This is a genomic window from Kribbella sp. DT2 (assembly GCF_049844575.1).
Classification (GTDB): Bacteria; Actinomycetota; Actinomycetes; order Propionibacteriales; family Kribbellaceae; genus Kribbella.
Genome location: NZ_JBNCLH010000017.1, coordinates 66,922 through 77,153, shown reverse-complemented (window position 1 = coordinate 77,153; position 10,232 = coordinate 66,922). Strand labels below are relative to the sequence as shown.

Below are 10,232 nucleotides of genomic sequence, written 5' to 3'. Positions count from 1 at the left end.
GAACTACGTCGATCCATACGAAAGCTCCCCAGGAGTCGGAACTGAATTTCTCAGTCCAACTTCTGGGGAGCAGTTCACATCGCGAGCCGGGGCCTTTCGCGTTGTTCAGTGCAGGAAGACGATCTTGCCGCGGGCGTGACGGCTCTCGCTGAGCTCGTGAGCGGCCGCTGCTTCGGTCAGCGGAAACGTCGCAGCGACGGGGATCCGGAGCCGGCCCTGGTCGGCCAGCTCGACAGCTGCTGCCAGCGCATGGACCGCGAGGGTGTCGGCGCCGGCTCCGACGGCTTCACCGGTCTCGTCACCGGGAGCGCTGTGCGACATGTGTACGCCGTACTGGGCGGCGGTGAAGTCGGCGATCGTCACCACCCGTTCAGGCGACCCGGCGATGGCGAGCAGCTGCTCGAGAGCGCCTCCCGCGCAGTCGAACACCGCGTCGACGCCGCCCGGCGCCAGCTCCCTGACTCGATCCTCCAGCCCAGGCCCGTACGTCGTGGGCTCGGCGCCGAGCGACTTGAGGAAGGCGTGGTTGCGCTCGCTCGCCGTACCGATCACTCGGGCCCCGCGAGCGACCGCGTCCTGGACAGCGACGGTCCCCACTCCCCCGGCGGCACCCTGGATCAGCACCGTGTGCCCTGCGCGGATCCCCAGGCGGTCCAGGACGCGCGTGGAGGTCTCCACGTTGCCACCGGCCCCTCCGGCCTCTTCCCAGCTCCAGGCGGCCGGCTTCGGCGCCCAAGCAGCCAGTACGACGAAGTCGGCGTTCGCCGCCCGCCCGGTCATCGAGGCGAACCCGAACACCTCGTCCCCCAGCCCGACCCCGTCGACGCCGTCACCGACCTCGTCCACGACCCCGGCGGCGTCGAACCCCGTCCGGTACGGAAACGTCACCGGCACCAATTCCCGAAACCGCCCTGACCGGATCCCGGTCTCCCCCGCCGACACCCCGGAAGCCTTCACGGCGATCCGGATCTCCCCCGGCCCCGCGTGCGGCGCCTCCACCTCGGCCACCCGCAGGACGCTCGGCGGCCCGTACTCACTGAACTCGAGTGCTCTCATGCCCGCGAACGTAACGGAGCACCCCGTCCGCTTAGCTAAACTGAGAGCCGTGCCAACCGAAGTGGAACACAAGCGCCGGAGCTGCGTCCCGAGCCTGGGCAGGAGGCGCTGCTGGACCAGGAGGCCGGGCCCGTGCAGGAGGCTGGCCCCGGCCAGGAGGCGGTGCTGAATCGCGAGGCCAGCCCCGGACAGCAGACCGAACCGGCCCGCGAAGCCCGGCCGGGGCGTCCGGCCATCGGGCTCCGCTCGGACGCCCGGGACAACCGGGACCGCATCCTCGCGGTGGCCCGGCTGGCGTTCGCCGCGGAGGGGCTCGACGTGCCGATCCGGGAGATCGCTCGCCGCGCCGAGGTCGGCGTGGCGACCCTCTACCGCCACTTCCCCACCAAGAAGGCCCTGCACGTCGCGGCCTTCGCCGAGCAGATGGACTTCTGCTCGACCATCGTCGAGGAGGCCCTGGACGCCCCCGACCCGTGGCACGGCTTCAGCCGGATGCTGGAGCGCATGATGGAGCAGCACGCCCTGGACCGCGGTTTCGCCCGAGCCTTCACGTCCACGCTCCCACCGGCCGCCGGCTTCGCCGCTGAACGCGACCGCACGCTCCGCGCCTTGCTCGAGCTGATCCGCCGTACGAAGGACTCCGGCGCCCTCCGCGACGACTTCGTCCTCGAGGACCTCTCGCTCGCCCTGATGGCCAACGAAGGCATCCGCGCCGCCACTCCCGACCTGAGAGTGGCGGCCTCGAGACGCTTCGCCGCCCTGATGCTCCAGTCCTTCCAGGCAGACCCCGTACGAACCGCGCTCCCACCACCCGTCCGGCTCCCGGTAACCAGAGGCTGATCGTCCGACACTCCGACTCAGACTGCGACGGAGAGTAGCCGCCTTCACACTCAGTGCATGGTCAAAGACCGTTGCATCGGGATCAGGATCGACGGCAAACGCTGCAAGAACTCGGCCGGCAGCAACAGCCAGCTCTGTCACATCCATCGCCGTCGATCAGGCCCCGCCCGCAAACCACCGCGGAACCGGCCGTCATCGAGCTCGGCGCGGGCGGCCTCGAGAACACCACGGCGTACGGCGAAGAAGAGGCAAGCCCCACATCGCTCCCAGCGCAAGAAGTCCGCGGCCGGCGCTCAGCGACCCCCGCGACGCCGGTTGCGGACCTTCGACCAGCTGACTCCACTGCAGCAGGACATCGTGCAGCAGGCCGCCGGGCTTTGCACCGACGTGGTAACCGACGGCTGGCGCGAGACCGTCGCCGACCAGGCCAACGAGTACATCACCGAGCCGACCTGGAACCGTCTGTTCCGGGATCACCGGAAGAAGCACTGCAAAGCCCTCGCCCGTCTCGCACAGGGCATCCTCGATGCCAAGGACAGCATCCACCAGCTGATCGGCCGCCTCACCGCGAAGCTCCTCGCCCGCCTCGGTCTCGGCAAGGTGGAGCAGACGGTCGCCAGTGAGCTGATGCGCCGGATACCGCTCCCGACGGAGGCGCGGTGGGTGGCGACGGCCCGCGGGCTTCAGGTCGCCGGTGTACTCCTGTGCCTGGCGAACGGCGACGACCTGACCCGTTGTCAGTGCTTCATCGAACTGGCCCTGGAGCACACCAAGGAGACCGTCAAACGCATCCTGACGACCGCCCTGGAAGACTGGGCCCAACTCGCTCAGTTCGTCGGCAAAAGGCCGGCGACGGACTCACCCGTCTGACGCCGGCATCGACAACTCAGGCCAGTGCCGAGCCGGCCTTGTACTTGGTCCAGGAGTCGTTCCAGTCGGTCCAGCCGTTGCCGGTGGTCATCGGCCGGTTGGTGCCCGTGACGACGACGGGGTCGCCGCGCAGGGTCTGGGCGAAGTACCAGGCGCCGTCCTTCAGGCTCATGCCGACGCAGCCGTGGCTGACGTTCTCCGTGCCCTGGCTGCCGCTCGACCACGGGGCGCCGTGGATGAACTCGCCGGAGCTGGTCACGCGCTGGGCGTACTGGACGTCGTGGATGTCGTAGTACTCCGGGTCGCCGGGCTGGATGCCGACGGTGCGGGCGTCCATCCGCTTGGTCCGGTACTTCTCCATGATCACCTTCACCCCGCTGCGGGTGGTGAAGCCGTCCTTGCCGGCGGTGATCGGGATGGTCCGGGCCAGCTTGCCGTTGATCGTGACGGCCATCGTGTGCTTCTTGACGTCGACCTTCGTGACGACGGACTTGCCGATCGCGAAGTCGATCTGCCGGCTGGCCGAGCCCCACACGCCGCCGCCGGCGTTCACGCCCTGGGTGGCGATGTTCACGGTGATCTTGGTGCCGGCCGGCCAGTAGTTCTTCGGCCGGTAGTTGACCTGCTTGCTGTTCATCCAGTGCCAGGTGCCCTCGACCGGGACCGAGGTCTTCACCGAGAGCCGCTTCTCGACCGCGGCGCGGTCCTTGACCGGGTTGTTCCAGAAGATCTGGATCGGCATCGCGACCCCGACGGTCTCACCGTCCAGCGGCGCCACCGAGGCCTTCAGCTTGGTGCTGGCGGCCAGCGTCTTGAACGTCGAGCTGATCTGCACGGTCTTGCCGTCGCCGCCCTGCGCGGACCCGGCCACCGTGTACGTCGAGCTCGGCTTCAGCTGCGGCAGCGACGTCCACTCCGACTTCGCGTCGTTGAACGACCCACTGACCTTGCCGCCGTCCTTGTCGCTGACGGTGATGTTCTCCAGCGTGCCGGAGCTGGTGACGACCTTGACCGGCTGGTCCGGACGGACCGACGCGGCGTTCTTGGCCGGCGTGACGGTCACGTTCGCCGCAGCCGGGTCGGTGGACGGGCTGTTGCTCGTCGTACCGCCCGGGGTCGTCGACGCGCCAGGCGTCGAGTTGCTCTGCTGAGCGGCGGGTGGACCGCCGGCATCGGTGTCACTGCATGCTGCCGCGACCACCAGCATCGCGCAGATCCCCGCCACGGCCAGGCCGCGCTTGCGCACCGAACTACCCAACACCCTGTGCTCCCCTGAGATTCGTTGCACCGCCTCGGCAAGCCTAGCTCGCCTCACGGCCCTTCCAGACGCACCGGATCGCCACCAGCACGGCAGGCCGCTGACGGCCCGCTGTACTGATGACGATCGGTACGGCGATTTGGTTCGGTTTTCACCGGTCGTGAGCGCCGGTGTCACGCACAGTCAGTGCGCGTGGTCCCCGCGGTAGTACTCGAAGATGAAGCCGGACAGCGCGACGATGCCCAGGCCGGTGCCGATGATGAACAGCCACCAGCCGAAGACCAGTCCGAGCGCGATCACCGACAACGTCGCGGCGCACCACAGCGGCCACCACGAGTACGGCGGGAAGAAGCCCAGCTCGCCGGCTCCGTCCGCGATCTCGGCTTCCTTGCGGTCCTCCGGGCGGGCGTCCATCCGGCGCGCGGTGATGCTCAGGTAGAACGTCACCAGCAGCGCCAGGAAGAACGTCATCACCAGCGCGGTGGTCCCGGTCGGGTCCTTCGACATCAACCAGTAGATCGGCGCGACGATCAGGACGAACAGCGACAGCAGCCCGAAGACCCAGGCTTCGACCTTCATGCCTTACCCTCTCCGTCCCCGGTCGTGCCGGTGCCCGCGTCCAGGTTGCGCTCGAGGTTCTCGACCCGGCCCTGGTCCTCGCCGGCGTCGAGCAGGTTGTCCCGCGGCGCACCGCTGTCGCCGTACTCGGCAAGCGCGATGTCCGGGTGGTGCAGGTCGAACGCGGGGCTCTCCGAGCGGATCCGCGGCAGGCTGACGAAGTTGTGCCGCGGCGGAGGCGAGCTGGTCGCCCACTCCAGCGACCGTCCCCAGCCCCACGGGTCGTCGACGCCGACCAGCGGCGCCTTGCGCGACTTGTAGACGTTGTAGAAGAACGGCAGCATCGACAGGCCGAGCACGAAGGCGCCGATGCTGGAGACCTCGTTCAGCGTCGTGAAGCCCTCGTTCGCGCCGTACGACGCGTACCGCCGCGGCATACCCTCGACGCCGAGCCAGTGCTGCACCAGGAACGTCGTGTGGAAGCCGATGAACAGCAGCCAGAAGTGCAGCTTGCCGAGCTTCTCGTCGAGCATCCGGCCGGTCATCTTCGGCCACCAGAAGTAGAAGCCCGCGAACATCGCGAACACCACCGTGCCGAACACCACGTAGTGGAAGTGCGCCACCACGAAGTAGGAGTCCGACAGCTGGTAGTCCAGCGCCGGCGAGGCCAGGATGACACCGGTCAGGCCACCGAACAGGAACGTCGTGAGGAAGCCGATCGACCACAGCATCGGGGTGTCGAAGGACAGACTTCCGCCCCACATCGTCCCGATCCAGTTGAAGAACTTCACCCCGGTCGGGACCGCGATCAGGAACGTCATGAACGAGAAGAACGGCAGGTTCACCGCTCCGGTGACGTACATGTGGTGCGCCCAGACCGCCACCGACAGCACGGCGATCCACAGGGTCGCCGCGACCAGGCCGATGTAGCCGAAGACCGGCTTGCGGCTGAACACCGGCAGGATCTCGGTGATGATGCCGAAGAACGGCAGCGCGATGATGTAGACCTCTGGATGCCCGAAGAACCAGAACAGGTGCTGCCACAGCAGTGGACCACCGTTCGCGGCGTCGAAGACGTGAGCCCCCAAGGCTCGATCCGCCTCCAGCATCAGCAGCGCGCCGGCCAGGATCGGGAACGCGATCAGCACGAGGATCGATGTGACCAGGATGTTCCAGGTGAAGATCGGCATCCGGAACATCGTCATACCGGGAGCGCGCATGGTGATGATCGTGGTGACGAAGTTGACCGCACCGAGGATCGTGCCCAGACCGGCCAGGTACAGACCCATGATCCACAGGTCACCGCCGACGCCCGGCGAACGGACCGCGTTCGACAGCGGGGCGTAGGCGAACCAGCCGAAGTCGGCGGCGCCGCCGGGGGTGAAGAAGCCGCTGACCGTGATCGTGCCGCCGAACAGGAACAGCCAGTAGCTGAACATGTTCAGCCGCGGGAACGCGACGTCGGGCGCACCGATCTGGACCGGCATGATCACGTTCGCGAAGCCGACGAACAGCGGCGTCGCGAACAGCAGCAGCATGATCGTGCCGTGCATCGTGAACAGCTGGTTGTAGACCTCTTCGTTCACGATCTGCAGACCCGGCTTGGCCAGCTCGGCGCGGATCAGCAGCGCCATCACGCCGCCGATCAGGAAGAAGATGAAGGAGGTGATCAGGTACAGGTGGCCGATCAGCTTGTGGTCGGTGGTGGTGAGCCACTTGACCGCGATCTGGCCTTTGCTGCGCCGCCTCGGCAGCGCGGTAGACGCCCCTACGGCGCCGCTGCGCTCAGCGAAGTCGGTCACTTCTCGCCCTCCTGCTCCCCGTGGCCGGGAATGGTGGTTGCGTCCTGGCCACCGGTGGCGGCGCCGGTCTGGCCCTTGGCCGCCAGCTCCCGCAGGTGTGCCTGGTACTCGTCGGCGGTCACCACGCGGACGGTGAAGATCATCCGGCTGTGGTAGAGGCCGCAGAGCTCCGCGCACTTGCCCGCGAAGGTGCCGGTCTTGGTCGGCGTCAGCTCGAACCTGCCGGTCCGGCCCGGGATGACGTCCAGCTTGAAGTAGAAGGCCGGCACCCAGAAGGAGTGGATCACGTCGGGCGAGGTCAGCTCGAACTCGACCGACTCGTTCACCGGCAGGACCAGCTCGGCGGGCTGGTCGAGCGTGCCGGTCTCCCAGACGCCCTGCTGCCCGTCGACGGTGTCCTTGTAGTTGAAGGTCCACTGCCACTGCTGGCCGACCACGTTGATCTGGTGCACCGAGGCACCGGAGTTCTTCGTGACGACGTTGCCGTGCTCGACGGTGTAGAAGAACAGCACACCGATGATCGCGAACGGCGCGAGGGTGTAGAGCACCTCGAGCGGCAGGTTGTAGCGCGTCTGCCGCGGGGCGTCCTCGTTGCGCCGGCGGTACCGGACCACGGCGAACAGGATCAGGCCCCAGACCATCACGCCGATCACCAGGGCGGCGATCCAGGCCCCGATCCACAGGCTTCTGACGGCCTCGGTCCGGTCCGAAGCACCCTCCGGCAGTCCAAGTCGTTTCCACTGCGCGTTGGTCTCCGACGAGCAGCCGGTCAGCAGCAAAGTGCCGAGCACAACCGCCGCCGGGACCAGCAGGCGTCGCTTCGCCGGACGTGACGCGGCGCGGGTCTGCTGACCCGCCGCTCGCGCGACCACTCCGGACGTGCCGTTCGAACCCACGGGGCGCCTTTCCCTTCCCAGGTGAGACTGACGACAGAACACTACTGGACCGCCTCCGCCGTTCTGCGCATAGGTAGGGCTTAGCGTTTCCTCCGTGAGCAACCGTGCATATCTGGACGCCGCAAGTGCCGAGGAACTGCACCCTGCCGCGCGGGAGGTGTTGCTGCAGGCCATCGATTCCGGATGGGCCGATCCGGCCCGTCTGCACCACGAGGGACGGACCGCGCGACTGCTCCTGGACAACGCCCGGGCGGTGCTCGCCGAAGGGGTCGGCGTACGACCTGACGAGCTGTACCTGACGACCTCCGGGACGGCCGCGATCCATGCCGGCCTGCCCGCGATCGCGGCGGCGAGGCGACGGGCCGGGACGACGGTGGTGCACTCCGCGGTCGAGCACTCGGCGGTCCTGCACGCGGCCGCGGCGGCTGGTACGGCGTACGAGGTGGGTGTGGATCAGTTGGGTCGGGTCGACGAGGGCGCGTTTGCGCAGCAGCTTCGGGAGCCCGGTGTCGCGGTGGCCGCGCTGCAGACGGCGAACCACGAGGTGGGGACGCGGCAGCCGGTGGCGGAGCTCGGGGAGGTCGCGGCGGCGGCTGGGGTGCCGCTGTTCGTGGACGCCGCTGCGACGGTCGGGCGTGAGCGGATCCCCGGCGGGTGGTCGGTGCTGACCGCGAGCGCCCACAAGTGGGGTGGGCCGGCGGGAGTCGGGCTGCTCGCCGTACGGAAGGGCACGCGGTTCGCTCCGACCTGGCCTGTCGACGAGCGGGAGGACGGCCTGTCCCCTGGGCACCCCAACGTCCCGGCGGCGCTGGCCGCCGCGGCTGCTCTCCAGGCCCGGCTGCAGGAAGCTGACGCCTTGGACAAGCAGCACCGAACCTGGATCGCCGAGCTGAGGACGCGGGTCTCCTCGGACCTCACCGACGTAGAGGTGGTCGGGGACTCCGAGGACCGGCTCCCCCACGTGCTGACCTTCTCCTGCCTGTACGTCGACGGCGAGGCCCTGGTCACCGCACTGGACGCCGAGGGCTTCTCCGTCTCGAGCGGCTCAGCCTGTACGGCGAGCACGCTGCGCCCGTCGCACGTCCTGGCCGCTATGGGCGTGCTCACCCACGGCAATGTTCGGGTCTCGCTGGGCCGTAGCAGCACGTACGAGGAGGTGGACCGCTTCGCCCGGGTGCTGTCCGGGCTGGTCGCGCGGATCCGTGCTGAGGTGGGGATGTGAGCGCCCCCGGTGGAGGTGAGGAGGTGAGCGCCCCCGGTGGAGGTGAGGAGGTGATGACCCTCGACTGCCGCGGGATGCTCTGCCCGCTCCCGGTGATCAAGCTCGCCCAGGCGTTCCCGGCGCTGGCGGTCGGCGACACCATCGCCGTACTGGCCGACGACCCGGCTGCCACGACGGACATTCCCGCCTGGTGCCGGATGCGTGCGCAGGAGTTGGTGTCCGCGGAGGACGGGCGGTACGTCGTACGGAAGCTGGGATAAACCGTTGGCGCTGAGTACCGGGACGCTCCAAGCTGACCGGCATGACCGACTTCTCGATCAAGCCGATCCTGACCGGTGAACTGGTCGTCCTGCGGGTGCTGGACGAGCAGGACTTCCCGGCGATGAAGGCCGCGATGGACGATCCTGAGGTGGCCCGGCTGACTGGGAGCCACGAGGAGATCGGTGACGAGAAGACGTTGGAGTGGATCCGGACCCGCAAGGACCAGCCCGACCGGCTCGACCTGGCGATTGTTGACAAAGCCACCGGGGAGGCTGTCGGCGAAGCGGTGCTGAACGAGTACGACCCGGACAACCAGTCCTGCAACTTCCGGATCCTGATCGGGCCGAGCGGCCGTGGACGCGGGCTGGGGACCGAGGCGACCCGGCTGATCGTCGGCTACGGGATCGAGGTGCTCGGCCTGCATCGGATCAGCCTCGGGGTGTACGCGTTCAACCCGCGGGCGCAGCGGGCGTACGAGAAGGCCGGGTTCGTCGTCGAGGGCCGGCTGCGCGACGACCTGCTGTGGGAGGGCGAGTGGGTCGACTCGACCGTCATGTCGGTGCTCGCGACGGAGTGGCCGGTCAGCAACAGTCGGTGAGGTCGACTGCGTCGCCGGCGCAGCCGGTCGCTCGGCGGAGTCTCCGGTGAGCTCTGGGCGTGCCCGGTAGGTTCGGGGGCGTGACCGAACGTTTCGCCGTACTGACCGGGGCCGGGATCTCGACCGCGTCGGGGATCCCGGACTTCCGCGGGCCGCAGGGATTGTGGACAAAAGACCCGGAGGCGCAGGCGATGTTCGACATCGACGAGTACGTCGCGTCGGCGCGGGTTCGGGCCGCCTCCTGGAAGCAGCGCCTCGCCGCCCCCGCCTGGACCGCCGAGCCGAACGCCGGCCATCGCGCGCTCGCCGACCTGGAACGCCAGGGCCGGCTGACCGCGCTGATCACCCAGAACATCGACGGCCTGCACCAGAAGGCCGGCTCGGTGAACGTCCTCGAACTGCACGGCACGGTTTGGTTCGTCGACTGCCTGAGCTGTGCCCGCCGGATCCCGATGGCCGATCTCCTCCCCCGCCTCGAGGCCGGCGAGGAGGACCCCGCGTGCGAGATCTGCGGCGGGATCCTCAAGTCCGCGACGGTCTCGTTCGGCCAGTCCCTCGACCAGCAGATCCTCGACGCGGCGGTCGCCGCGACGCAGGCGTGCGACACCTTCCTGGCGATCGGCACGTCGCTGCAGGTCTACCCGGCCGCCGGGCTGTGCGACGTCGCACTGAAGGCCGGCAAGCGTTTGGTCATCATGAACGCCCAGCCCACGCCGTACGACGAAGAGGCCGACGAGATCCTCCGCGGCCCGATCGAGATCACCCTCCCCGAGTACCTCCGCAGCTGACCTGTCCGTCCAGCTCGTCGTCGGATTGTCGACGGTCGGCACCGCATCGTTCGACGAAGCCACGGAGCGCCGTGACCTGAGCG

Annotated in this window: 11 protein-coding genes; 6 read left to right on the top strand and 5 right to left on the bottom strand. The window is 68.6% G+C overall.

Annotated features, from left to right (window positions below):
* Positions 1-105: 105 nt before the first annotated feature.
* Positions 106-1,056 (bottom strand): NADP-dependent oxidoreductase, encoded by a 951-nt coding sequence (locus ACLQ2O_RS40760; protein WP_425843039.1) that lies wholly within the window; start codon positions 1,054-1,056, stop codon positions 106-108.
* A gap of 132 nt (positions 1,057-1,188) precedes the next feature.
* Here ACLQ2O_RS40760 and ACLQ2O_RS40755 point away from each other — a divergent pair, with 132 nt between their 5' ends.
* A complete protein-coding gene (locus ACLQ2O_RS40755) occupies positions 1,189-1,896 on the top strand; it encodes a TetR/AcrR family transcriptional regulator (RefSeq protein ID WP_425843037.1) in 708 nt (235 codons plus the stop codon).
* A 357-nt stretch (positions 1,897-2,253) separates the two neighbouring features.
* Entirely contained in the window at positions 2,254-2,766 is a 513-nt protein-coding gene (locus ACLQ2O_RS40750; protein ID WP_425843035.1) for a hypothetical protein, read from the top strand.
* Positions 2,767-2,782: 16 nt separating this feature from the next.
* Here the strand turns inward: ACLQ2O_RS40750 and ACLQ2O_RS40745 are convergent, their stop codons facing one another.
* From ACLQ2O_RS40745 to coxB, 4 genes are all read right to left on the bottom strand, one after another.
* Positions 2,783-4,027 (bottom strand): L,D-transpeptidase, encoded by a 1,245-nt coding sequence (locus ACLQ2O_RS40745; RefSeq protein ID WP_425843033.1) that lies wholly within the window; start codon positions 4,025-4,027, stop codon positions 2,783-2,785.
* Positions 4,028-4,207: 180 nt separating this feature from the next.
* Complete coding sequence (locus tag ACLQ2O_RS40740) at positions 4,208-4,603, bottom strand: cytochrome c oxidase subunit 4 (RefSeq protein WP_425843031.1); 396 nt, start codon at positions 4,601-4,603, stop codon at positions 4,208-4,210.
* A complete protein-coding gene (gene ctaD / locus ACLQ2O_RS40735; protein WP_425843029.1) occupies positions 4,600-6,384 on the bottom strand; it encodes a cytochrome c oxidase subunit I in 1,785 nt (594 codons plus the stop codon). Before ctaD ends, ACLQ2O_RS40740 begins: the two co-directional genes overlap by 4 nt.
* On the bottom strand, positions 6,381-7,280 hold the full coding sequence (gene coxB / locus ACLQ2O_RS40730) for a cytochrome c oxidase subunit II (RefSeq protein ID WP_425843028.1): 900 nt from the start codon (positions 7,278-7,280) through the stop codon (positions 6,381-6,383). Before coxB ends, ctaD begins: the two co-directional genes overlap by 4 nt.
* 94 nt (positions 7,281-7,374) lie before the next feature.
* Between coxB and ACLQ2O_RS40725 the strand changes: the two genes are divergently transcribed.
* From ACLQ2O_RS40725 to ACLQ2O_RS40710, 4 genes are all read left to right on the top strand, one after another.
* The gene (locus ACLQ2O_RS40725) at positions 7,375-8,502 is read left to right on the top strand and encodes a cysteine desulfurase family protein (RefSeq protein ID WP_425843026.1); all 1,128 of its coding nucleotides are present in this window, start codon (positions 7,375-7,377) and stop codon (positions 8,500-8,502) included.
* A gap of 23 nt (positions 8,503-8,525) precedes the next feature.
* A complete protein-coding gene (locus ACLQ2O_RS40720; protein ID WP_425843024.1) occupies positions 8,526-8,762 on the top strand; it encodes a sulfurtransferase TusA family protein in 237 nt (78 codons plus the stop codon).
* 41 nt (positions 8,763-8,803) lie between these two features.
* A complete protein-coding gene (locus ACLQ2O_RS40715) occupies positions 8,804-9,361 on the top strand; it encodes a GNAT family N-acetyltransferase (RefSeq protein WP_425843022.1) in 558 nt (185 codons plus the stop codon).
* Between the two features lie 80 nt (positions 9,362-9,441).
* Positions 9,442-10,149, top strand: coding sequence for an SIR2 family NAD-dependent protein deacylase (locus ACLQ2O_RS40710; RefSeq protein WP_425843020.1), 708 nt, complete (start codon positions 9,442-9,444; stop codon positions 10,147-10,149).
* Positions 10,150-10,232 lie beyond the last annotated feature (83 nt).

Excerpts from the sequence above, each read along its gene's own strand:
- ACLQ2O_RS40760 (WP_425843039.1), bottom strand. The coding sequence starts at position 1,056 with ATGAGAGCACTCGAGTTCAGTGAGTACGGGCCGCCGAGCGTCCTGCGG.
- ACLQ2O_RS40740 (WP_425843031.1), bottom strand. The coding sequence starts at position 4,603 with ATGAAGGTCGAAGCCTGGGTCTTCGGGCTGCTGTCGCTGTTCGTCCTG.
- ACLQ2O_RS40715 (WP_425843022.1), top strand. The coding sequence starts at position 8,804 with ATGACCGACTTCTCGATCAAGCCGATCCTGACCGGTGAACTGGTCGTC.